The sequence below is a fragment of the Haloprofundus sp. MHR1 genome, from assembly GCF_005155585.1.
GTDB lineage: Archaea > Halobacteriota > Halobacteria > Halobacteriales > Haloferacaceae > Haloprofundus > Haloprofundus halophilus.
On sequence record NZ_CP039833.1, the window covers coordinates 772541 to 793448 of the forward strand.

Genomic DNA, 20908 nt, shown 5'->3' on the forward strand with positions numbered 1-20908 from the left:
GGCCGAACCGAACGGCGGTCAGGGCGACGATTGACGGCTCTCGGCGTCGTGTCCCGACACATGAAAGCGGTGACGAAGGACGGGCGCGAGGTAGAGTGCGCCGAGGTCAGAGAGCACGACCACGGGGTGATGTTGTACGACGGCGACGACCGGCAGGTGGGGTACGTCCCGTACGACGGTCTCAAGCACGTCGTGCGGACGCGCCTGCCGGTGAGTTCGAGCAGTCTGCGGAGCGTCGGTTACGACGAGGAGGCCGGCGCGCTCGAACTGGCGTTTCACAGCGGCGGCGTCTACCGGTACGAGAGCGTTGCCGAGGAGACGTACGAGGAACTGCTCCGCGCGTCCTCTCGCGGACGGTACTTCCACGACAACATCCGAGGTGAGTACGATTACCGTCGGATTCTGTAGGTGAGCGGCCTCACGGTCGACTCGTCGCGACCCGGGTCAACCTCCCTCGACTCGCGGCGGACCCGCCTGGAACCGCGACCGCGACGAACTCGGCGGAGCCGCGACCGCGACGAACTCGGCGGAGCCGCGACCGCGACGAACTCGGCGGAGCCGCGACCGCGACGAACTCGGCGGAACCGCGGCCGCGACGGGCCGTCGACTACTTCATCCGCTTGCGGAGGCTGTCGAGCGTCAGCGCACCCTGTATCGCGTACGAGAGCTTTCGGCTCTTCCGCGCGATGGTCGCGGCACCCAAGAGCAGTCCCGCGCGCTTCTTGTTACCGCGCTTCCACGCCAGTCCCGCCTGGGCGAGCAGCGACAGGAGGTTGAGTCGGTCGAATCTGCTTCCGCCTCTCTTCCCGTCGGTTGGATTGTCGTCCGACATACGACAGGATACGGCCTCCAGCCACGTAAGCGACGGGGCCGGACGGCGGTCGCCTCCGCGTCTCCGCGGCCCTCAGGCGTGCTCCTCTTCGGCGTGCGGACCGCGGTTCCGGGCCGCGATACGGTCCGAGACCCAGTCGACGGCCGGCGTCGCCGTCACGCCGTGGACGACCACGGAGACGAGCACGATACAGCCGACGAGCGCCCACAGCCTCGACTCCTCGGGGAACGCGGCGCTCTCCATCGCGTACGCGAGGTAGTAGAACGACCCGATACCGCGGATGCCGAAGAACGCAATGGCGGCGCGCTCGCGCCAGTCGCGGCTGAACCCGAGGAGACCGACGACACCGGCCAGCGGGCGGAGGAGCAGGACGACCACCAGTGCGACGGCGACGTCGACGAGCGTGAGCGGGTCGAGCAGTCCCGTGACGAGCGCGCCGCCGAACAGCACCATGACGACGGTCATCATCGCTTGTTCGCCCTTCTCGGCGACGCTGTGCAGCGTGTCGTTGTAGTCGTGGCGACGCTCGACGCCCCGGAGCACCAGCGCCGCGACGAAGACGGCGAGGAAGCCGTACCCGCCGACCAACTCGGTGACGCCGTAGGCGAGGAGCGTCCCGCCGAGCGCTTCGAGTCCCTCGACGCTCTGGGCGAGTCGCGTCTCGGCGGTGACGCGGAAGACGAGCGTCGCGAGGAGGTAGCCGACGACTACGCCGCCGAGCAGCCCCACGACGATTCGGTAGGCGACGTCGACGGCAAGCCAGTCGCCGAACCAGTTCTCGGGTGCGAGTCCCTTCGTCGCCAGCGCGATGGCGAGGTAGGTGAAGGGGAAGGCGAAGCTGTCGTTGAGCCCCGCCTCGGAGGTGAGCGCGAACCGGACCTCGTCGGCCTTTCCCGGTTGCCCCTCGGCCATCTCGGCCTCGTCGCTCTCGCCGGGCGGTTCGACCTGCACTTCCGAGGCGAGAACGGGGTCGGTCGGCGCGACGACCGCTCCGAGCAGCGCGGCCGTCGGAATCGCGAAGCCGGCGACGCCCCACCCGAGCAACGCGGCGGCGGCGATGGACAGCGGCATCGTGACGGCGAGCAGTCGCCACGTCGACGCCCATCCCCTGAGAGTCGGCGCGCGGTCGAGTTTCAGCCCGGCGCTCATCAGCGCGAGGACGACGCCGAGTTCGGTGAGTTTCTCCGCGACGGTGCCGTACGCCAGCGGGTCGGGTGCGGGTAACCCGACCGGAAGCGAGAACACGACCGCACCCAAGACGACGTAGAACATCGGCAGCGATACCGGCCGCTCGGAGACGACTCTGGGCATGACGGCGACGCCGAGCAACGCGAGTCCGAGAACGGTGACCGCGACGACGTACGGTTCGACGGCCATAGCCCTCCGTACATCGAGCAGGACGAAAACAGATGGGGCGGTCGCTCGAAGGGTGACGAGTGTCGAAAGGTGCGTCGAAAAGTTCGTCGAAAAGTTCGTCGAAAGCTGCGTCGAAGCCGCCCGTGCTCACTCGCCGCTGACGTCGGCGTCCGTCTCCGGACTCGACCCGAGAGCCTCCATCGTCGTCTCGGGGGACACCGACTCGCCGTGAAGCAGTTCGGCGAAGGCGATACGAATCAACTGCAGCGACAGCACCAACACGAGCGGGCCGAGGAACAGTCCGTACCACCCGAACAGCATCGTCCCCATGATGTACGAGAACATCACGAGGCCGGTGTGGATCTTCCGCCCGGAGATGTACGGCCGGAGGACGGTCTGCGGGAGGATGTCGAGAAGCAGAAACGAGACGACGAGGAGGCCGAGCGGGTAGACGACGAGGTTGCCTGACGCCTGAAACGCCCGGACGAGAAGCGCCAACACGAGCGGGATGTAGACGAGCTTGCCGACGACGATGGGAACGAGCGTCGCGAGCCCGGTCAGAAGCGCGAGAAGCGCCGCGAGCGGAATCGTGACCGGGTCCGGTGCGACGAGGTTGTACGCGTGGTAGACGCCCGTCGCCAGCACCGCGACGACGAAGATGAGCAGGATGTTGCCGAAGTACAGCGTCTCCAGGTCCCTGTCGACGGCGGTCACGTATCCGTACGCCGCGGTTCCGGGTTCGGCGACGTCCGAGCGGAACCAGTCGGCGACCTGGTCGCCGTCGCGGAGCAGAAAGTACCCGATGGCGAAGGAGAGCGAGAGGTGGAGCAACCCGTTCGCCACCGCGCCCAGCACGCCGACGCTCGCGGTGAGCATCCCCTGGACCTGTCCGCCGCGGACGGCGTCGACGACGCGTCTCGGCTGGTCGAGCATCGACTGCACCTGTTCTTGGTTCTGATTCCCCGGTAGCGCTTGCAGCAGCGCCTCCATCTGCCCGCCGGTGACCGAACTGAGTTCGTTGAGTCCGACGACGGCGACGACGGCGACGACGAGAAACAGCGGTAACAGCGTGAGCAGCAGCGTCGAGATGGCCGCCAGTCCGTCGGACGGCGTCACCGTTCGAACGCGTCGGTACAGCGGGCGCGTCCCGTAGTACGCGAACAGACCGAGAACGAGCGTCCCGACGAACGAGTACGCGACGAACGCCAGCATCGCCGCGAGCGCGAACGTCAGTAACCACCACCCGACGGTAGTCCGCGAGAGCGACGTGTCGATATCGGCGAACATACCCCGAATACGACGCCGAGGTTGAAACCGGTGGGGGTGAGATTTTATCCTTTCGCCCCCAACGACCTCCCGATGGCATCGTTGACGGGCGTCCGCGGCGCGATATACTTCCCGGCGCGCTCGCACAACCACTACCAGTCGTGGGCCGCCTACGACCCGCGGGTCGCCGCGAACGACCTCGACTACGCGAAACGACTGAACCTCAACGCCGTTCGCGTCGTCCTCAGTTACCACTGGTGGCGGGAGAACCGCCGCGCCTTCGCGGACGCGTTCGACGACTTCCTCCTCCGGGCGGAGAATCGCGGTATCCGGGTGCTTCCGGTTCTGTTCGAGAGCATCGGCGAACAACCGACGAACGCTCGCCGACGGCCGACCGGAGACGCACCGGCGCTGAAGTCACCCTCGGGGGCGACGGTTCGGCGGCCGTGGCGGTGGGACGGACCCCGGGAGTTCACCCGCTGGGTCGCGAACCGCTGCACCGACCCCGACGTCGTGCTCGCGCTCGAGATCATGAACGAGCCCGGCGAGTACGAACCGCGGGTGAACTTCGTCCGCGAGATGCTGCGGGTCGCGGACCGAGCGGCCCCCGCCGTTCCGCTCACCGTCGGCTGTAAGGACGTCCGACTCAACACGCAGTTTTCGGACCCGGAACTCGACGTCTACCAGTTCCACATGAACCTGCCGCCGACCGAGCAACGGGCGCGCAGAGAGATTCGAGACGCCGTGACGTTCGCTCGAACGCACGGCAAACCCGTGTGGCTCACCGAGTGGCAGCGACTCCGACGGAGTCCGCGCTCGAAGCTCCGGCCGGACTACGCCTCGCTCGCGCCGATAATCCGCGAGAGCGCGCTCGACGGCGACTTCTTCTGGCAACTGATGCTCAAACCGGCGTACATGCGGAAACAGCGGGAGAAGGGTCGCATCAACGGGCTGTTCCACGCCGACGGCGCGGTGTTCTCCGCCGCGGACGCGAACGCACTCGCAAAGCTGCCACAGTCGGAGTCACGCGGCGACACCGTCCCCGAGTCGGTCGAGTGGACCGAGCGGCAGAAACCACCGAAGGGGTTCGACGCGGGCGGCAACTGACCGAACCGCTCAGTCGTTCCCCTCGAAGTCGAGCGCGACGGAGTTGATACAGAACCGCTTTCCGGTCGGCTGCGGACCGTCCGAGAAGACGTGGCCGAGGTGACCGTCGCAGTTCGCACAGCGGACCTCGATGCGGCGCATCCCGTGGCTGGTGTCCTCCAGTTTCGTTATCTTCTCCTCGTCGGCGGCGTAGAAACTCGGCCACCCGCACGAGGAGTCGTACTTGGTTTCGGAATCGAACAGCACCTCGCCGCAGCCGGCACATTTGTAGACGCCGTCGTCGTCGCGGTCGACGTGTTCGCCGCTGAACCTGGGTTCGGTGCCGCTCTCGCGGAGGATGTGGTACTGCTCGTCGGTGAGTCGCTCGCGCCACTCGTCGTCCGATTCGGGGAGGTCTGACTGTTGCTCGCTCATGATTTGGAGTAAGGGACGACGCCGGTTAGGGGTTCTGCTCGCGGGTCTCGCGGGCACCGGAGGGTTCGACCCGCTCCAGCACGACACCCGCCTCGAACCCACCGCGCGCCTCGCGTTTCTCGCGCCGCAGGCGCTCCAACTCGTCCGCGTCGACGCCCAACTGCCTCCGAACCGCCGCCACGGCTTCGAGCACGTCGGCCAGTTCCTCGGGGTCGCGACTTTCGGCGAACTCCTCGGCCTCCTCGACCAACTTCTCGGCGAGTCGTTCCCGGTACTCCCCGCCCTCGGCGACGTGCGTCACCGGACGTTCGCCGCTCTCGCGGATTATCGCCGGGATGTCGTCGCGGACGAGTTTGTCGTACTGGCGACTGGCGTCTTCTCCGCCGGTTTCCTCGCGTTCGTCGCCCATCGACTCACTCCGGGAACAGCTCTTCCTCGCGTTCTATCGACTCTATCTTCCGTACGTCCTCGTCGTCCAGTTCGAGGTCGGCGGCCGCGAGGTTCGCCCGCATATGGTCCTCGCCGCTCGCTTTCGGAATCGTGACGACGTTCTCCTTGCCCGCCAGCCACGCGATGCTCACCGCCGCCTCGTCGGCGTCGTGCTTCTCCGCGATTTCGCTCAGTTCCGGAACGTCGAACACCTTTCCGGCCGCCAGTGGCGAGTACGCGACGAGATAGTAGTCGTGTTCCTGCGCGTGGGAGACGAGTTCCGGGTCGTAGAACAGCGGGTGCAACTCGGTCTGGTGGGCGAAAAGCGGCGCGTCGAGCAGGTCGAGCGCCTCGTCGAGGTCCGAGAGCGAGAAGTTGCTCACGCCGACGTGGCGAGTCCGACCCGAGTCGACGAGTTCGTCGAACGCCGCGAGCGTCCGCTCCGGGTCGTACGCGTCGATGGGTCGGTGGACGTACACGAGGTCCGCGCAGTCGATTTGCAGCCGTTCGAGGCTCTCGGTCGTGCTCGCCAGCGCGTCGTGGTAGCCGAGTTTGTCGGCCCACACCTTCGTGGCGACGACGACGTCCTCGCGGGGGACGTCGCTCTCGGCGAGCCCCCGGCCGACGACGGCCTCGTTGTCGTAGATTTGGGCCGTATCGAGGTGGCGATAGCCCATCTCGACTGCGGTTCGGACGCTCTCGACGCCCGACTCGCCGTCCAGGCCCATCGTCCCGAGACCGACCGACGGGAGCGTCGTGTTCGCCTCGTGGTCGCTCACGCGTCGGCACCTCCCTCGGGGGTCGAACCACCCGGAGCCGGGTCGCGGACCGAGACGCCGTCGATGTCGAGCAGACCCGCGAGCGTCTCGATCTCGTACGTCGGGTCGACGTCGAGGGGATACTCGGCGCGGTGTTCGCGGCGGATGAACGCCGAGTCGAGGCCGGCGTTGTGCGCGGCGAGCACGTCGGTGTCGCTGTCGCCGACGAACAGCGCGTGGTCGGCGTCGAGGTCGGCGAGAGCTCTGTCGACGTAGTAGGTGCTCGGCTTCTTGCGCGTCACGCTCTCGGGGATGGGTTCGCGGCCGTAGGCCGTCTCGAACAGGTCCGTCACTCCGAAGTGCGAGAGGACGAAGTCGACCGTCTCCTGCTGGTTCGAGGAGACGATACCGAGCGGGTGGTCGAGCGAGCGCACCGCGTCGAAGTCGTCGTACAGCGCCTTCCGACCGGCGCGAATCTCGGCCTGCTGGGCGCGGGAGGCGATGCGGTCGCGGGCGGCGAAGAACGTCTCGGCGTCGAAGCCGTACGCGTCGGCGACGCGCGTCAGGCTCTCCGGCGTCACGCCGAGGGTCATCGCGTCCACGTGGTCTTCGCGGGGGTCGTCGACGCCGCAGTCGACGAACGCCTCACGGGCCGCGCGTTCGAGCACGGCGAACTCGACGAGACTCACCAGCACGCCGTCGTTGTCGAAGATGATTGCGTCGTACACTGTCGTGAACTGACGAGCGAGGTGTCAAAAAGCACTCGCCGTTCGGGGGCGAGACGGACCGCCGTCGAACTCACCGTCAAACGAATCTTTTAGCGCCTCGCGGCCGACCGTTCTCGCAATGGCGGAGTCCACAACGGTCGACACCGACTGGGAGGGACGGTGACCCGAACCGTCGGTATCGTCGGCGCGGGCGCGGCGGGCGTCGGCGCGGCGTACGCGTTTCGAGATTCCGACGTAGACGTGACGATTTTCGAGAAGAGCCGCGGCGTCTGCGGCCGCGCGGCGACGCGCCGCCGGAACGACTGTCGGTACGACCACGGCGCGAACTACCTGAAAGACGCCGACGAGCGCACCGTCGAACTCGTCGAGGAGCTCGGTGACGACGGCCTCGTCGCCTTCGACGACCCGGTGTGGACGTTCGACGCCGGCGGGGAGGTGACCGAGTCCGACCGCGACCCGGAGACGAAGTACACGTGGGAGGACGGAATCACGCAGCTCGCCGAGCGACTGCTCGCGCGGACGGACGCGACGGTCCACCGGGAGACCAGAATCGAGCGCATCCAGCGGGGGAGCGGCCGCGAACACGTCGACGAGGACGCCAGCGGCGACCGATGGTATCTCGTCGCCGCCGACGGCGAGGCGCACGGACCGTTCGACGCGGTGGTGCTGACACCGCCCGCGCCGCAGACCGCCGCGCTCCTCACGGAGACGAAGTGGCACAGCGAACATCTCCCGGCGCTGCGCGAAGTCGTCGGCGCAGTTCGCTACCGGACGGTCCGCTCGGTGATGCTACACTACCCCTTCGAGGTCGACGTGCCGTACTACGCGCTCGTCAACACCGACGGAGAACACGACATCGGGTGGCTCTCGCGCGAGGAGTGCAAGCGGGGACACGTCCCCGCCGGCGAGAGCCTCCTCGTCGTCCAGATGGCTCCGCACTGGTCCGAGGAGCACTACGACGACCCGCTAGAGGAGACCGCCGAGACGGTGGCCGGGAAGGTCGCCGAACTGGTGGGCGACGACCGGCTCGCCGAGTTCGACTGGAGCGACGACCAGGGGTGGCGCTACGCGCAACCGAACTCCGGGGCGAACGAGGAGATTCTCCGCCGCGGCGAGGACGACGGCCTCTTCTTCGCGGGTGACTGGGTCGGCGGCGAGGGGCGCGTCCACCTGGCGCTGTGGAACGGCGTCGAGGTGGGCGAGCGGATTTCGGCGGCGTTCTGAGCGGACGCGGCCGGGTCAGTCTCCGCCCACCCCCTCGTGAATCCTCTCGCCGCGCTGTAGCCGCGAAGCGATAGTGAACGTCTGCTCGCGCTCGCGGCGCGTCGGGAAGTGCGCCGCCAGGTAGCGCGCGACGGCGACGACGAGTGTCCGAACTTCCTCGGGCGAGTTTTCGCGCTCGGCTATCTGCGAGAAACCCGCTTCGAGGGCCTGGTACGTGTGAAACCCGGCGTCCTCGCGGAGCAGCGCCTCGCCCAACCGCTCCCGCAGCGTCGACAACTCACCGCCGGCGTCGAGGTAGTGTGCGGCGGCGCGGCCGGCGTCGTTCACCTCGCCCTCCATCTCGAACGTCATCCGGAGGTCGCCGAGCAGTTCGTCGGGGTCGGCGTCTTCGGCTCCCGTCTCTGGAATCGGCGCGGCGGGCGTGTTGAGGAACCGGTCGAGGTAGACGTTCACCGCCGCGTCGAACACTCCTCTGTAGAGTTCCGGCGCGTCGGTGCGCTGGCTCGCCTGGTGGACCGCGTTCGCGTAGGTGAACGTGTGGTGGACGGTGTTCCAATCGGAGAACTCGTTGGCCGTCGAGAACTGCGCGACGCGCGTCGCGGCGGCGTAGGCGACCGCCCGAGCCAGCTGTTCGACCGTCGCACCCCCCCGAATCGCGTCTTCGAGCGCCGAGACGACGCGCTCGGGGTCGTCGTCGCGGAGCGTCTCGGTGAACCCGTCCGGTTCGGTCCACACCTCGCCCTCGCCCTCCGCTCGGAGGTCGTCCAGACGGGCGAAGGAGTCGTCGAGCAGCCCGGCGAGGTCGATGGGCTGCCGCCACGAGGACTGCTCCTCGCTCCGCGCGGCGGTGGCGAGTCCGTCGACGAGACTCGGGAGGACGTGCTCGGCGTGGTCCCACCCGACGTGGTCGAGCGACTCGCAGGCCTTGTTGACGAAATCCATCGTGTGGCCCGCATCGAGGTAGCGGTGGTCCGTCGCCGCCGAGACGAGCACGTCGGTCAGTTCCGCCTGCGACGCGCCGGAAGCGATGGCCGTCCGGAGACAGCGCTCGGCGCCGTCGGCGTCGCGGACCTCGATGCAGTCGCGGAACCACGACTTCAGCCGCGAGTGGGGGAGGTCGCGGGCCTCGAACGACTCCTGGTCGAACTTCGGCGGTTGGTCCGCGCAGTCGCCGGCGACGTGGACGAGACCCTGGTACAGCGCGCGTTTCTCGTCCTCGTCGCGGAGGTTCGGAAGCACGTTCGCCATCGCCGTCAGAATCGTGAGTCCGGAACTCCACCCGCCCTCGCGGTAGCGCGTGCCGAACAGGACGCCCGTCTCCACCTGCTCGCTCGGGTCGACGCCCGCGTCGACGAGGCCGATTGCGGACTTGGCGAGCACGAGTCGGAGGTTCTGTTCGAGGCCGTCCTCCAGTCGGTTCGCCCAGCGCTCGGCGGGCGGTTCGTCGCGCGTCGGTCGCGGGTCGACGTACACCGTCCCGTCGCGCAGTTCGACGGGGTAGCTCTCTACGTCGTCGGCCCAGGGGTCGAACGTGTCGCCGCAGGAGAGTTCGAACCGAGCGTGATGCCAGTGGCACGTGAGGATACCGTCGTCGACGCTGCCCTCGGTCAGCGGAAAGCCCATGTGCGGACAGCGGTTGTCGACGGCGCGTACCTCGCCTTCGTGGTGGAACAGGGCGATGGCCCGTCCTCGAACGTTCACGAGTTTTCGCCCCGTCTCGGCCAGTTCGCGTTCGCTTCCGACTTCGACGAGTTCGGACCCGGCGTCCGGCGTGTCGGTGCTCATGGGAGACGGTGACGAGTGGCAGACACAAAACCGTTCGCTGGAGCGGATTTTTGCAACGAATCTGTCACGAACCGGTCGCGGTGAATCGGACCGAGAGACGGTTTAGCGTGCCGCAGACCGGTTCGGTGTCCGAGACAGTTCGGCGACGCGATGATTTATATGCCAGCGCGCGTAGTTCCTATAACCGTGTCGCTCACCCTCCACATCGACCCGCACGTCCACTCCGAGGCGTCGTACGACGCGACCGACCCGGTCGAGCTCATACTGGAGCAGGCGGCCGAGATCGGTCTCGACGCGGTGGTCATCACCGACCACGACGTCATCGAGGAGTCGCTCCGCGCGGCCGAACTCGCCCCGCTGTACGGCCTCGTCGGCATCCCCGGCGTCGAAGTCTCCACCGCCGAGGGACACCTTCTCGCCGTCGGCGTCGAGGAGATGCCGCCCAAACGTCGGCCCTACGGCGAGACCATCGAGTGGGTCCACGACCACGGCGGCGTCGCCATCGTCCCGCACCCGTTCCAGCGGAGTCGCCACGGCGTCAGAAAACGGGCTCTCGACGCCCTCCTCGCGGCCGACGGCGAACCGGGAGCGTCGACCGAAGCGGTCGACCCCGCCGACGCCGAGGCGGTCACCGCCGACGGCGGCGCCGACGAGGAGGCGCTGGCGGTTCGGACGCCCGACGCCGTCGAGGTGTACAACTCGTGGCTGTTCACCGGCTACAAGAATCGCCGCGCGCGGCGGTTCGCGGACGCCCACGGCTACCCCGGCGTCGCCGCCAGCGACGCGCACTCGCTGTCGCTCGTCGGGCGGGCGTACACCGAACTCACTATCCCGGACGCGACGCGCGCGGACCTCGACGCCTCGTTGATTCTCGACGCGATCCGCGGCGGGTCGACGGAGGTGCAGGGGCGGCGAACGCCGATTCCCGTCTCCGCGCGCCACTACGCCATCGGTGCGGCCAGACAGAGCGGCTACTACGCCAAACTCGGTGCGCTCCGCAGCGGGAAGGCGGCGAAGGCGGGGGCGATGCTCAGCGGGAAGGTGGCGAAGACCGGCGCGCTGCTCGGCGGTCGGGCGGCGAAGACGAGCGCCGCGCTCGGCAGGCGGTACGCCGTTCTCGGCGCGATGCGAGGTGCGCGCCTGCTCTCGAATCTCTCACCGCTGTCGCGGTCGCTGTGACGCCCCCGGCGAGTCGCCGAACGTCGGCGTCGTCGCAGGGACGGAGTCGCCCTCCTCGACTGACCGGGCGCGCGTCGACGCTCACGACTCGATCTTTTCGACGATTCGCTTCGCCTCGTCGCGCGCGGTATCCTCGCCGGCTTGCTTCTTGATCAGGACGCTTTCGACCTCCCACTCGTCGCTGTTCTCCCGTTTCCCGGTTCGGACTTCGCTCCCTTCGGCGACCGACCGGGCGGCGTTCGCCGCCCAGTCGGGCGTTCTGATCTCGTCGAACTCGTCGGGGTCGCGGAAACGGACGTGGTAGTAGTCGTCGCCCGATTCGACGGTCTGAATCTCGGGTGCGTCGGCCATCGACGTGGGTACCACGACAAGCTGTTAAAAAGGAACGCCTGAATCGACGTGCGAGGGGTTCGACGCCGTCCGTTCGAGCGCGAAAGAGAAGTCGCGAGGCTCGGTTTTAATCGGCGGCGAGCCGGTGTTTCCCGGCGGTCTCGCCGAGTTCGAGCACGTCGTCGAAGAAGCCCAGCGAGTCGTTCGGGCCGGGGTTCGCCTCGGGGTGGTACTGGCGGGTGACGACGTTCAGTTCCGCGTTGGCCAACCCCTCTGCGGTGTCGTCGTTGACGTTCACCTGCGTCACGTCGAGGTCACCGGGGTCGGCGACGGTGTAGCCGTGGTTCTGCGTCGTCATCACGACTTTTCCGCTCTCGAGGTCGCGGACCGGTTGGTTGACGCCGCGGTGGCCGAACGCCATCTTCTCGGTGTCGCCGCCGAGCGCGCGGGCGACGATCTGCTGGCCGAGACAGATACCGGCGACGGCGACGCCGTCGTTCTCGACGAACGCTTCGACGAGCGACTGCGCGTTCGAGAAGTTCGCCGGGTCGCCCGGGCCGTTCGAGATGAACAGCACGTCGGGGTCGATGGCCGCGACGTCGTCCTCGGAGACGTCGTACGGGAGCACGTGGACGTCCGCGCCGCGTTCGCGCAGCGAGGAGACGATGGAACCTTTCGCTCCGCAGTCGACGAGCGCGACGGTCGGACCGTCGCCCTCGTAGTGGCGCGCTTCGGGGACGGTGACCTGCGAGCCGATGTCGGTGTGCTCGCTCATTCCTTTGCACTTCTCCAGTTCCGCGCGGGCGTCCTCGGCCGTGGCGTCCGGGCCGACGGCGATGCCGCATTTCATTGCCCCCTCCTCGCGGACCGTCGTGACGAGGTCGCGCGTGTCGAGGTGGTCGATGGCGGGGACGCCCTCGGCGGTGAGCCAGTCGGCTACGTCGTCGGTGAACTCCCGAGCGAGCGCCGCGCGCGGGTGAACGCGAGAGGACTCGAATCGCTCTCGCCGGACGCCGTAGTTTCCGATGAGGGGGTACGAGAAGGTGAGAACCTGTTCCTCGTAGGAGGGGTCGGTGAGGCTCTCTTCGTATCCTGTGTAGGCGGTCGTGAACACCAGTTCTCCGCGGGCGCGTCCTGGCGCACGACCGCGTCCTTTCACGACGCGTCCGTCGGCCAGCGCGATGTAGGCGTCCGACATTACGAGAAACACATGAGACCCTGGGTAATAAGTGCTTCTTTCGTAGCGAGACTACGAATTTCGTAATCGGTTTAAGGCCACCAGTACACGTCCGTGTATGGACGACCTGGACCGCCGCATCCTGAACGTGCTCCGACGGGATGCACGAACGCCCTACACCGAGATCGCCGAGCGAGTCGGCACCTCCGAGGGGACGATTCGGAACCGCGTCGAGCGGATGACCACGGAGGGAGTCATCGAACGGTTCACCGTCTCCACCCGGACGGGCAACATCAAGGCGATGGTCGAGATTTCGGTGGAGATGAACGTCAACACGAGCGAAGTTTCGGAGCAACTCGCCGACTGGGAGACGGTCGACTTCGTCTGGCAGGTCTCCGGCGAGGAGGACATCGTCCTCATCGTCGACGCCGCCGACACGCGCGCGGTGAACGACCTCATCACGCGAGCCCGCGAGATGGAGGAGATAAAGAGCACCAAGACGCGGCTCATCCTCGACGAACGTCTCGGGCAGGGGTGACGGCCCCTAACGTTTTCGCGCTCGCTGGCGTATCGTCCGTCGAACCCATGCCGCCCTCAGACAGTCCACGTTCGCCGCCGTCGACAGTCGAGACCGACGACCGGTGCGTCCGAACAGACGGCGGTGCGCGAAGTGACGGTGGCGAGTCGAACAGAGTGAGCCGAACCTCGTCACGAGCGAAGCGAAGTGACGGTGGTGAGCCGAGCGGGGTGAGCCGAACCTCGTCACGAGCGAAGCGAAGTGACGGTGGCGAGTCGAACGGAGTGAGCCGAACCTCGTCACGAGCGAAGCGAAGTGACGGTGGCCACCCCACACACAGCGACCGGACGCTCGTCTTGCACCCCGAGAGCGGAAACGGCGAACACGCCCACGAAGTCCGACGCTTGGCGACCGAATACGGGTTTTCGATCCGCGAGACCGACGCCGCGGGCGACGCGATTCGGTTCGCCCGCGACGCCGCCGAGAACGGAGCCGAGTTCGTCGCCGCCGCCGGAGGCGACGGGACCCTCAACGAGGTCGTCGAGGGCATCCGTCGCGCCGACGGCTTCGAGCGGGTCACCTTCGGCGTCGTCCCCTGCGGGACGGGCAACAACTTCGCCGAGAACGTCGGCATCGAGAGCATCGAACACGCCTTCGAGCTGTTCGAGTCGGGCGAGCGACGACGAATCGACCTCGGTATCGTCGAGTGGGGTGGCGACGAGCCGTCGTGGGCGCGAGAGTCGAAGGAACCCTCCGCGGCCCGCGGGGTGGTGGTCGAGAGCGGCGAAACGGGGGAGGACAGCGGCACCCGAGCGTTCCTCAACTCCTGCGTCGGCGGATTCACCGCCGAGGCCAGCGGCGAGACGTCTTCGGAGATGAAAGAGCGATTCGGCGTCGTCGCCTACGTCGTCAGTACGCTCCGAGTGATGACGGAGTTCGACGGCGTTCGGATGCACATCGCAACCCACGGCCGCCACGAACCGTGGTCCGGTGACGCCGTCTCGGTGCTCGTCGGTAACGGCCGTCGCTTCCCCGTCGAGGGACGAACGCAGGCGGACATGGAGGACGGACAGTTGGACGTCACCGTCGTCGAGGAGCGACCGACCGTCGACCTGATGGGGCAGGCGGCCGCCTCCAGGCTGTTCGGCCGCGACACCGAACACATCGACCGCTTCGAGACGCCCGCGATGCACCTCGACGTGCTCTCTGAGGAGCCGCTCCGGTTCAGCCTCGACGGCGAGATGATAGAGACGGCGTCGCTGACGATCGAAACGTTGAGCGGAGTCGTCGAGATTCCCGTCGGAGACGCTTACGAACCCGACCCCGACGACTGAGTCTACGGCGAACGGTGCCGCATTCGCGGCTCAGTCGTCGGATTTCCCGCTGGTGGCAGTCGGCGTCCTGTCCGCGGGGTCGAGCCACTTCTTGTGCGCGTGGATGCGGCTGTACGCCTCGGCCAGCAGTTTGTCGAGCGGACTGAGCTTCACCACCGGTTCGACCCGCCCGTCGCGGATGGCGGCGGCGACCGACTCCGGCGAGAGGTCGGGGGCGTCGATCTCGGTGTACGCCCGGCCGACCTCGATGGGGTAGTGGGCGTCGCTGCCGCCGACCAGCGGTAGGTCGAGTTCCTCCGCGAGTCGACGCGTCCGCGCGATGTGCTCGGTGTTCTTCCCGTTGAGTTCGACCGCGTCGAACTCGGCACCGGAGTCGCGCGCGGAACTGTTGCGGAACGGGTGCGCGAGAATCGTCGCGCAGCCGCGGTCGTGAGCCAAATCGACCAACTCGCCCGGCGTGAGCGCGTTCGGTTCGGTCCGACTCGGCGGGTTCGGCCCGACGACGAGGACGTGGCCTTCCGTCGTCGTCACCTCGTTTCCCGGTATCGTCGGAAAGCTTCCCTCCGCGGAGTAGGTGTAGTCGTGGTTCGTCACGGCGAACCCGTCGAGTCCCCGGAGTCGGGCGAACACCGCGTGTAGTCTCAGCCCGAGCGGGTCGTAGCGAGTCGCGCGTCCGCGCCACCCGTGGAAAAACCGGCTGTGTGAGTGCAGGTCGACGGAGAACACACTGTATAACGTCGCTACAGACCCTTTGTTCTTCCCCCGGGTCACGCCCTGCCGTCGACTCGCGGCGACGACCCGACCCCGTCACCCGCCCGTAGTCTGGAGGGTGCGGCGCGCGCCGTGTGCGGGGCCGAACGCATCGAAGAGTCCTTGACCCCTGTCGCAGATGGAACACGTATGAGTTCGAATTCGAGCGGCACGGGGTCGGAAGCGACCACCGCCGAAGACGAGGTTCACAAGAACGCCCGCCAGAACGTCGTCGCGGTCGACGAGAACGACGAGAGACGGGAGGTCGTCAATCGCCTCACCGCGCACACCGGCGACGGTATCCGTCACCGGGCGTTCACCGCGCTCGTCTTCGACCACCAGGGCCGCATCCTCCTCGGTCAGCGCGCACCCACGAAACGCCTCTGGGACACTCACTGGGACGGCACCGTCGCCTCCCACCCCGAGGACGGTCAGAGCCAAGAGGAGGCGACCCGCCAGCGCCTCGAAGAGGAACTCGGCATCACGCCCGACCAGTACTCGGACCTCCGCGTGACGGACAAGTTCGAGTACAAGCGCTACTACCCCTCGGTCTCCGGTGCCGACGGCGTCGAGTGGGAGGTCTGCTCGGTGCTGAAGGTGACGCTCGACGACGTCTCGCTCGACCCCGACGAGGACGAGATAGCCGGCCTGCTCTGGGTCGACTACGAACACCTCCACGACCACCCCGACTGGTACCGCCAACTCCGGCTCTGCCCGTGGTTCGAAATCGCCATGCGCCGGGACCTCGACTGAACGCCGATGCCGTCGTCGCGCCTCCTTCTGTCGACGACGGCCACCGAATCGATTCTCTCGCACGCTCGCGACGGCGCGAGTCACGACGGCGGACCGCGAGAGGTGTGCGGCGTGCTGGTCGGCGACCGAGGCGACGGAACCGCGCCCGACGCCGCGACCGATATCCGCCGGGTGCCGAACGCCGCCTCGGAGCCACGAGCGCGGTACGAACTCGACCCGGAGGCGACGCTCGCGGCCATCGAGGCGGCCGAAGCGGCGGGAGACGACGTGGTCGGCTTCTACCACTCCCATCCGGAGAGTCGGGCGCGGCCGAGCGAGACCGACAGGAGGGAGGCGACGTGGGAGGGGTACGTCTACCTCATCGTCTCGCCGGCGTACGACGAACTGCGCGCGTGGCGCTGGACCGGCGAGCGGTTCGACCCGCTCGACGTCGACATCGGCTGACCGGCGGAGAGAGATTCGCTCCGAGCGGACCGGGTCTCGACGGGGCTCGGAACCGTTCGCGGCGGGGATTCGAAAACCCCTAACCGCGCGTGCGACCAAGCGCCGGTAGATGACCCCCGACCCCGAGCTGTACGACTCGCTCGACGGACAGGTAGCGCTCGTCACCGGCGCGAACCGCGGTATCGGCCGGGAGATCGCCGCTCGGCTCACCGATCTCGGCGCGACGGTGTACGCCGGCGTCCGGAGCGTCAGCCACGACGTTCCCGACGGCCAGCGCCGCGTGCTGCTGGACGTGACTCAGGAGGGCGACGTCCACGAGGCGATGGCGACGATCGACGACGACGAGGGGCGACTCGACGTCCTCGTGAACAACGCCGGAGTCGCCGGCCCCGACGAGTCGCTGGCAGCGTCGCGGACGCCCGAACTCGACCGGACGCTCGCGACGAACCTCCGCGGACCGATGCTCGTCACGAAGTACGCGCTGCCCGCGCTCACCGCCGAACCCGGCGGCCGCGTCGTCAACGTCTCCTCGGGGATGGGCGCGCTCGGTGAACCGCAGTCGGGCGGGTCGCCCGCCTACCGAATCTCGAAGACGGGACTGAACGGCCTGACGGCGTACCTCCACGGCGAGTACGGCGACGACGGGCTGCTGGCGAACTCGGTCTGTCCCGGGTGGGTTCGGACCGATATGGGCGGCGAGAACGCGAGTCGACCCGTCGAGGAGGGCGCGGAGACGCCGCTGTGGCTCTGTCGCTTCCGCCCGGGGAGTCCCGCCGGGAAGTTCTGGCGCGACAAGGAGGTTATCGACTGGTAGTCGGACGGTGCGACGCCGTCGCCGCCTACTCGGCGAGGAACTCTTTCAGCAACTCGCTGACGCGGACTGGTTCCTCGTGCTGGACCCAGTGGGTGGCGTCGTCGAGCATCACCAACCGACCGCGCTCGCACATGTCGACGCTCTCGCGGGCCATCGACTTCTTGAGAAACTGGTCCTTCGCTCCCCAGATGACGAGCGTCGGCGGTTTGACGTGGCCGTTTTCCGGTTCCGGTCTCGACCGGGCGGCGGCGCGATACCAGTTCACCATGCCGGTGAACGCGCCGGGTCGCCTCCACGTCTGGCGGTAGCGCTCGAAATCCGACGGCGAGAACGTCCCCGGTTCGCTCGACTGGCGCATCGTCCGAACGAGTAGTCGAAAGTCACCCGCCTTCGACAGTCGCTCGGGCACCAGCGGTATCTGGAAGAAACCCATGTACCAACTCCGGAGTTTCTGTCCGAAACTCCGCTTGAGCGTCCGACGGAACACCGTCGGATGCGGAACGTTGAGGACGCCGAGGTGGTCGACCCTGTCCGGATAGTGAAGGGCGACCCACCACGCGACGGCCGCGCCCCAGTCGTGGCCGACGACGGCGGCGGTGTCGCGGTCGAGCGCGTCGAGGATGCCGACGACGTCGGCGGCGAGTTCCTCGATTCTGTACGCCGACAGGTCGTCGGGTTTGTCGCTGAGGTTGTAACCGCGCTGGTCGGGGACGACGACCCGGTAGCCGGCGTTGGCGAGCGGTCGAATCTGGTCGCACCAGCCGTACCAGAACTCGGGGAACCCGTGGAGCAAGACGACCAGCGGTCCGTCCTCCGGTCCGGCCTGAACCGTGTGCAACCGGACGCCGTTGGTCTCGACGTAGACGGACTCGCCGGGTATCTCGGTCACAGGTGCGCTTTCGGTGTCTGCGTCGCTCGCCATCCTCACTCCATCGGGACGACGTCGTCGGTCAACCAACAGCCGTCGCGTTCGCCGCCGCGCTGACGCGAGAGGCGGAACTCGTAGCGGACCTCCTCGCCGTCGGGCGTGACGACGACGACTTCCTGTCTCGCGGTGTCGCCGCTGACCTCCGCCGGCGTCGTCGCCGCGCGTTCGTGGTCCACGAGCGGACGGTAGACGTCGCTCCGCGCCGCGCGGGTGAATCGTTCGAGCGAGCCCGACGCGCGCCGACGCGTCGGCGAGGCGAACGCGTACGTCGTCTCGATGCCGCTGTCGAGATACGGTTCGTCGTTGCGTCGGAGGCTCTCTAACTGGTGTTCGACGACTTCCTCGGGCGAGAGTCGGGGCGTCGGCTGCGGCAGTCCGTGGCGTCGATACTGCTCGTTCATGCGCTACGTACGCCGCACGCCTCCAAATAGCTGTTTGCCGCGTCGCGTCACTTCTCGCCGCGCGTGGCGGCGGTCATCGACCACACCGCCGTCAGTCCGAGAATGAGCGCCGGAACCAACGGCAACGCGAGCATCGTGGCGAAAAACGACAGCCCGAGCTCACCCGGCGCGCTGGGGACGAGATAGATGATGCCCGGGACGACGAGAAACGAGAGGACGACGGCGGCGACGAGCGCCCACCCGCGGTCGCCGAACCCCGACGGCTCCGGCTCCGCGCCGGGTTCGCCGTTCGGTCGGTGGACGTAGCCGCGGTCGGGCGAACTCCGACCGACCTCCGACTCCGACGAGTCGAAGCCGCCATCGGAGTTCGCCCGACGCGCTCGCGCCTCGCCGGCGCCGCGACCCCCCTTCTCCCGCGCTGTCGTCTCCTCGTCGCTACTCGTACTCACTGTCGGGTATTACGACCACCTTGCCAAAGCCCTCACGGTTCTCTATCATCTCGTGGGCGCGTTCGGCCTCGCTCATCGGCAGCGTCTCGCGGATGCGCGGCTCGAAGGTGCCGTCCCAGACGAGTTCGAGCACGTCGTCGACCTGGCCGGGCGTCGCCATCGTCGACCCGATGACCGAGAGCTGGTTCCAGAAGATGCGGTTCAGTCCCGCACCGGGGTTCCCGCCGGTGGTCGCCCCGCAGGTGACGACGCGACCACCCTTCGCCAGGCTCTTCAGCGAGTCGCCGTACGTCTCCTCGCCGACGTGGTCGACGACCATGTCGACGCCGCGCTTGCCGGTCAGTTCGCGGATTTCGGCGGCGAAGTCGTTTCCCTCGTAGTTGATGACGTACTCGGCGCCGCACTCCTTCGCGTACTCCAGTTTCTCCTCGCTGGAGGCGGTGGCGTACACCTCCGCCCCGGCGTAGTCGGCGATTTGGACCGCCGCGTGGCCGACGCCGCCGGACGCGCCGAGGACGAGAACCTTCTCGCCGGCCTCCAGTCCGCCGCGGTCGATCAGCATGCGCCACGCCGTCTGGAAGACGAGCGACGCGGACCCGGCGACTTCCCAGTCGACGTGGTCGGGTACGGGGACGAGGTTCTGTTCGGGGACGGCGGCTCTCTCGGCGTGGACGCCGCGCACGTGTTCGCCGATGATGTGGAAGCGGACGCAGCGCGCTCTGTCGCCGTCGCGGCAGAACTCGCACTGCCCGCAGGAGACGCCGGCGCTGACGGCGACGTGGTCACCCTCCTCGAACCGAGTGACTTTCTCGCCGACGGCTTCGACGACGCCGGCCGCGTCGCTGCCGGGGATGTGCGGCATCTCCAGGTCGATACCGGGCATCCCCTTTCGCGTCCAGACGTCGAGGTGGTTCAACGCGCCCGCCTTGACGTCGACGAGCACCTCGTCGGGGCCTGGGTCGGGGTCGGAAAACTCCCCGTACTCGATGACGTCGCGGTCGCCGTGCTCCGTGAACTGGACGGCCTTCATGCTGGAACCCAGCACCCGGCGCGTCAAAACTGTGTGTTTCCGTCCGACGACTTGCCGGTTGTTCATCTTCTATCAAACAGGTTCGCTCTCGAACGCAGCGGTGGTGCGCGGCGGTCCTCCGTCGCCCGAAGTTTTGGTGCCGCCGTGCGAACCGTGGTGCATGAACGAAAACGAGAGCGACCACGGCGACGGCCATGAGTCGGACACCGACGACAGTCACCACGATTCGGACACCGACGACGACCACGGCCACAGTTCACACACCGACGACGACCACGGCCACAGTTCAGACGCCGGAGACCACCACGGCCACGACCACGACCACCACCACCACGACGTCGAGACGCTCGGCTTCGCCGTCGTCACCGTCTCCTCGACACGTTCGCTCGACGACGACTCGGCGGGCGACGCCATCTCCGCGGCGTTCGAGGCGGACGGCCACGAACTCGCCACGCGCGAACTCGTCAACGACGACTACGACGGCGTTCAGGGGACGGTCAACCGACTCGTCAGCCGCGACGACACCGACGTGGTCGTCACCGCCGGCGGCACCGGCGTCACGCCCGACGACGTGACCGTCGAAGCCGTCGAGCCGATTCTGGAGAAGGAACTGCCCGGTTTCGGCGAACTGTTCCGGACGCTGTCGTACGACGAAATCGGCACCCGCGTCGTCGGCACGCGCGCGACCGCGGGCGTCACCGACGGCGTGCCGGTGTTCTGTCTCCCCGGGAGCGAGAACGCCGCCCGCCTCGGCGCGGAGGAGATTATCGTCCCCGAGGTGGGTCACCTCGCCGGGTTGGCGAGACGCGACGAGGCCGACGAAAACGATGCGGCCGACAAAAGCGACGAGGTCGACGAAGACGACGAGGCCGACGAAGAACCCGAGGCGACCGGGGAGTAGCG

The 20908-nt window shown here is 67.8% G+C and carries 25 protein-coding genes; 10 read left to right on the top strand and 15 right to left on the bottom strand.

The features are described 5' to 3' along the window. Positions 1-60 precede the first annotated feature (60 nt). Complete coding sequence (locus FCF25_RS03820) at positions 61-408, top strand: KTSC domain-containing protein (RefSeq protein ID WP_117594852.1); 348 nt, start codon at positions 61-63, stop codon at positions 406-408. Between the two features lie 199 nt (positions 409-607). Here the strand turns inward: FCF25_RS03820 and FCF25_RS03825 are convergent, their stop codons facing one another. From FCF25_RS03825 to FCF25_RS03835, 3 genes are all read right to left on the bottom strand, one after another. Continuing rightward, positions 608-832, bottom strand: coding sequence for a hypothetical protein (locus FCF25_RS03825; RefSeq protein WP_117594853.1), 225 nt, complete (start codon positions 830-832; stop codon positions 608-610). A 72-nt stretch (positions 833-904) separates the two neighbouring features. Then, positions 905-2209, bottom strand: a complete 1305-nt coding sequence (locus FCF25_RS03830; RefSeq protein WP_137047377.1) for a sodium:proton antiporter — start codon at positions 2207-2209, stop codon at positions 905-907. Between the two features lie 126 nt (positions 2210-2335). Continuing rightward, positions 2336-3475, bottom strand: a complete 1140-nt coding sequence (locus tag FCF25_RS03835; protein WP_137047378.1) for an AI-2E family transporter — start codon at positions 3473-3475, stop codon at positions 2336-2338. 72 nt (positions 3476-3547) lie between these two features. Between FCF25_RS03835 and FCF25_RS03840 the strand changes: the two genes are divergently transcribed. Further along, entirely contained in the window at positions 3548-4561 is a 1014-nt protein-coding gene (locus FCF25_RS03840; RefSeq protein WP_137047379.1) for a glycoside hydrolase family 5 protein, read from the top strand. A 9-nt stretch (positions 4562-4570) separates the two neighbouring features. Here FCF25_RS03840 and msrB read toward each other — a convergent pair whose 3' ends face one another. Genes msrB through FCF25_RS03860 form a run of 4 tightly spaced genes read right to left on the bottom strand, consistent with a single transcriptional unit; the run spans position 4571 to position 6890 of the window. Further along, on the bottom strand, positions 4571-4975 hold the full coding sequence (msrB, locus tag FCF25_RS03845) for a peptide-methionine (R)-S-oxide reductase MsrB (RefSeq protein WP_137047380.1): 405 nt from the start codon (positions 4973-4975) through the stop codon (positions 4571-4573). 25 nt (positions 4976-5000) lie between these two features. Further along, a complete protein-coding gene (locus FCF25_RS03850) occupies positions 5001-5384 on the bottom strand; it encodes a nucleoside triphosphate pyrophosphohydrolase (RefSeq protein ID WP_137047381.1) in 384 nt (127 codons plus the stop codon). Positions 5385-5388: 4 nt separating this feature from the next. After that, positions 5389-6132 carry an aldo/keto reductase gene (locus FCF25_RS03855; protein ID WP_137049351.1) on the bottom strand — a complete coding sequence of 248 codons (744 nt, stop codon included), beginning with the start codon at positions 6130-6132 and terminating at the stop codon, positions 5389-5391. Between the two features lie 47 nt (positions 6133-6179). Further along, positions 6180-6890 (bottom strand): HAD family hydrolase, encoded by a 711-nt coding sequence (locus FCF25_RS03860; protein WP_137047382.1) that lies wholly within the window; start codon positions 6888-6890, stop codon positions 6180-6182. Between the two features lie 159 nt (positions 6891-7049). Here FCF25_RS03860 and FCF25_RS03865 point away from each other — a divergent pair, with 159 nt between their 5' ends. Beyond that, positions 7050-8114, top strand: a complete 1065-nt coding sequence (locus FCF25_RS03865; protein WP_137047383.1) for an NAD(P)/FAD-dependent oxidoreductase — start codon at positions 7050-7052, stop codon at positions 8112-8114. 15 nt (positions 8115-8129) lie between these two features. On the opposite strand, the gene FCF25_RS03870 is transcribed toward FCF25_RS03865, so the two are convergent. Further along, the gene (locus FCF25_RS03870) at positions 8130-9899 is read right to left on the bottom strand and encodes a Rieske (2Fe-2S) protein (RefSeq protein ID WP_137047384.1); all 1770 of its coding nucleotides are present in this window, start codon (positions 9897-9899) and stop codon (positions 8130-8132) included. A gap of 159 nt (positions 9900-10058) precedes the next feature. On the opposite strand from FCF25_RS03870, the gene FCF25_RS03875 reads away from it, so the two are divergent. Next, positions 10059-11078 carry a PHP domain-containing protein gene (locus tag FCF25_RS03875; protein WP_137047385.1) on the top strand — a complete coding sequence of 340 codons (1020 nt, stop codon included), beginning with the start codon at positions 10059-10061 and terminating at the stop codon, positions 11076-11078. 81 nt (positions 11079-11159) lie between these two features. Here the strand turns inward: FCF25_RS03875 and FCF25_RS03880 are convergent, their stop codons facing one another. Beyond that, entirely contained in the window at positions 11160-11429 is a 270-nt protein-coding gene (locus FCF25_RS03880; RefSeq protein ID WP_137047386.1) for a hypothetical protein, read from the bottom strand. A 106-nt stretch (positions 11430-11535) separates the two neighbouring features. Next, positions 11536-12606 carry a glutamine-hydrolyzing carbamoyl-phosphate synthase small subunit gene (gene carA / locus FCF25_RS03885; RefSeq protein WP_137047387.1) on the bottom strand — a complete coding sequence of 357 codons (1071 nt, stop codon included), beginning with the start codon at positions 12604-12606 and terminating at the stop codon, positions 11536-11538. A gap of 97 nt (positions 12607-12703) precedes the next feature. Between carA and FCF25_RS03890 the strand changes: the two genes are divergently transcribed. Beyond that, entirely contained in the window at positions 12704-13123 is a 420-nt protein-coding gene (locus FCF25_RS03890) for an Lrp/AsnC family transcriptional regulator (RefSeq protein ID WP_117594865.1), read from the top strand. Between the two features lie 335 nt (positions 13124-13458). Then, positions 13459-14436: a diacylglycerol kinase family protein gene (locus tag FCF25_RS03895; RefSeq protein WP_254425884.1), complete on the top strand. Its 978-nt coding sequence runs from the start codon at positions 13459-13461 to the stop codon at positions 14434-14436. A gap of 30 nt (positions 14437-14466) precedes the next feature. Here the strand turns inward: FCF25_RS03895 and FCF25_RS03900 are convergent, their stop codons facing one another. Beyond that, complete coding sequence (locus FCF25_RS03900; protein ID WP_137047389.1) at positions 14467-15162, bottom strand: PHP-associated domain-containing protein; 696 nt, start codon at positions 15160-15162, stop codon at positions 14467-14469. Between the two features lie 174 nt (positions 15163-15336). On the opposite strand from FCF25_RS03900, the gene FCF25_RS03905 reads away from it, so the two are divergent. From FCF25_RS03905 to FCF25_RS03915, 3 genes are all read left to right on the top strand, one after another. Beyond that, positions 15337-15939 carry an NUDIX domain-containing protein gene (locus FCF25_RS03905; RefSeq protein ID WP_117594868.1) on the top strand — a complete coding sequence of 201 codons (603 nt, stop codon included), beginning with the start codon at positions 15337-15339 and terminating at the stop codon, positions 15937-15939. 6 nt (positions 15940-15945) lie between these two features. Further along, positions 15946-16383, top strand: a complete 438-nt coding sequence (locus FCF25_RS03910) for a desampylase (RefSeq protein ID WP_137047390.1) — start codon at positions 15946-15948, stop codon at positions 16381-16383. A gap of 109 nt (positions 16384-16492) precedes the next feature. After that, entirely contained in the window at positions 16493-17197 is a 705-nt protein-coding gene (locus tag FCF25_RS03915) for an SDR family NAD(P)-dependent oxidoreductase (protein WP_137047391.1), read from the top strand. Positions 17198-17222: 25 nt separating this feature from the next. Here the strand turns inward: FCF25_RS03915 and FCF25_RS03920 are convergent, their stop codons facing one another. Genes FCF25_RS03920 through FCF25_RS03935 form a run of 4 tightly spaced genes read right to left on the bottom strand, consistent with a single transcriptional unit; the run spans position 17223 to position 20005 of the window. Continuing rightward, entirely contained in the window at positions 17223-18119 is an 897-nt protein-coding gene (locus FCF25_RS03920) for an alpha/beta fold hydrolase (RefSeq protein ID WP_137047392.1), read from the bottom strand. 2 nt (positions 18120-18121) lie between these two features. Continuing rightward, on the bottom strand, positions 18122-18526 hold the full coding sequence (locus FCF25_RS03925) for a DUF4864 domain-containing protein (protein WP_137047393.1): 405 nt from the start codon (positions 18524-18526) through the stop codon (positions 18122-18124). Between the two features lie 47 nt (positions 18527-18573). Beyond that, entirely contained in the window at positions 18574-18975 is a 402-nt protein-coding gene (locus tag FCF25_RS16010) for a hypothetical protein (RefSeq protein ID WP_394347881.1), read from the bottom strand. Further along, positions 18962-20005: a zinc-binding dehydrogenase gene (locus FCF25_RS03935; RefSeq protein ID WP_137047394.1), complete on the bottom strand. Its 1044-nt coding sequence runs from the start codon at positions 20003-20005 to the stop codon at positions 18962-18964. Before FCF25_RS03935 ends, FCF25_RS16010 begins: the two co-directional genes overlap by 14 nt. A 160-nt stretch (positions 20006-20165) precedes the next feature. On the opposite strand from FCF25_RS03935, the gene FCF25_RS03940 reads away from it, so the two are divergent. Continuing rightward, positions 20166-20906: a molybdenum cofactor biosynthesis protein B gene (locus tag FCF25_RS03940; protein ID WP_137047395.1), complete on the top strand. Its 741-nt coding sequence runs from the start codon at positions 20166-20168 to the stop codon at positions 20904-20906. Positions 20907-20908: the final 2 nt, after the last annotated feature.

Bases quoted from the DNA above. Each gene is read 5' to 3' on its own strand.
- FCF25_RS03825 (WP_117594853.1), bottom strand. From the start codon at position 832: ATGTCGGACGACAATCCAACCGACGGGAAGAGAGGCGGAAGCAGATTC.
- FCF25_RS03935 (WP_137047394.1), bottom strand. From the start codon at position 20,005: ATGAAGGCCGTCCAGTTCACGGAGCACGGCGACCGCGACGTCATCGAG.
- FCF25_RS03820 (WP_117594852.1), top strand. From the start codon at position 61: ATGAAAGCGGTGACGAAGGACGGGCGCGAGGTAGAGTGCGCCGAGGTC.
- FCF25_RS03905 (WP_117594868.1), top strand. From the start codon at position 15,337: ATGAGTTCGAATTCGAGCGGCACGGGGTCGGAAGCGACCACCGCCGAA.
- FCF25_RS03855 (WP_137049351.1), bottom strand. From the start codon at position 6,132: ATGGGCCTGGACGGCGAGTCGGGCGTCGAGAGCGTCCGAACCGCAGTC.
- FCF25_RS03890 (WP_117594865.1), top strand. From the start codon at position 12,704: ATGGACGACCTGGACCGCCGCATCCTGAACGTGCTCCGACGGGATGCA.
- FCF25_RS03940 (WP_137047395.1), top strand. From the start codon at position 20,166: ATGAACGAAAACGAGAGCGACCACGGCGACGGCCATGAGTCGGACACC.
- FCF25_RS03875 (WP_137047385.1), top strand. From the start codon at position 10,059: ATGCCAGCGCGCGTAGTTCCTATAACCGTGTCGCTCACCCTCCACATC.
- FCF25_RS03850 (WP_137047381.1), bottom strand. From the start codon at position 5,384: ATGGGCGACGAACGCGAGGAAACCGGCGGAGAAGACGCCAGTCGCCAG.
- FCF25_RS03920 (WP_137047392.1), bottom strand. From the start codon at position 18,119: ATGGCGAGCGACGCAGACACCGAAAGCGCACCTGTGACCGAGATACCC.
- FCF25_RS03925 (WP_137047393.1), bottom strand. From the start codon at position 18,526: ATGAACGAGCAGTATCGACGCCACGGACTGCCGCAGCCGACGCCCCGA.
- FCF25_RS03915 (WP_137047391.1), top strand. From the start codon at position 16,493: ATGACCCCCGACCCCGAGCTGTACGACTCGCTCGACGGACAGGTAGCG.
- FCF25_RS03910 (WP_137047390.1), top strand. From the start codon at position 15,946: ATGCCGTCGTCGCGCCTCCTTCTGTCGACGACGGCCACCGAATCGATT.
- msrB (WP_137047380.1), bottom strand. From the start codon at position 4,975: ATGAGCGAGCAACAGTCAGACCTCCCCGAATCGGACGACGAGTGGCGC.
- FCF25_RS03840 (WP_137047379.1), top strand. From the start codon at position 3,548: ATGGCATCGTTGACGGGCGTCCGCGGCGCGATATACTTCCCGGCGCGC.
- FCF25_RS03880 (WP_137047386.1), bottom strand. From the start codon at position 11,429: ATGGCCGACGCACCCGAGATTCAGACCGTCGAATCGGGCGACGACTAC.
- FCF25_RS03830 (WP_137047377.1), bottom strand. From the start codon at position 2,209: ATGGCCGTCGAACCGTACGTCGTCGCGGTCACCGTTCTCGGACTCGCG.
- carA (WP_137047387.1), bottom strand. From the start codon at position 12,606: ATGTCGGACGCCTACATCGCGCTGGCCGACGGACGCGTCGTGAAAGGA.
- FCF25_RS03870 (WP_137047384.1), bottom strand. From the start codon at position 9,899: ATGAGCACCGACACGCCGGACGCCGGGTCCGAACTCGTCGAAGTCGGA.
- FCF25_RS03835 (WP_137047378.1), bottom strand. From the start codon at position 3,475: ATGTTCGCCGATATCGACACGTCGCTCTCGCGGACTACCGTCGGGTGG.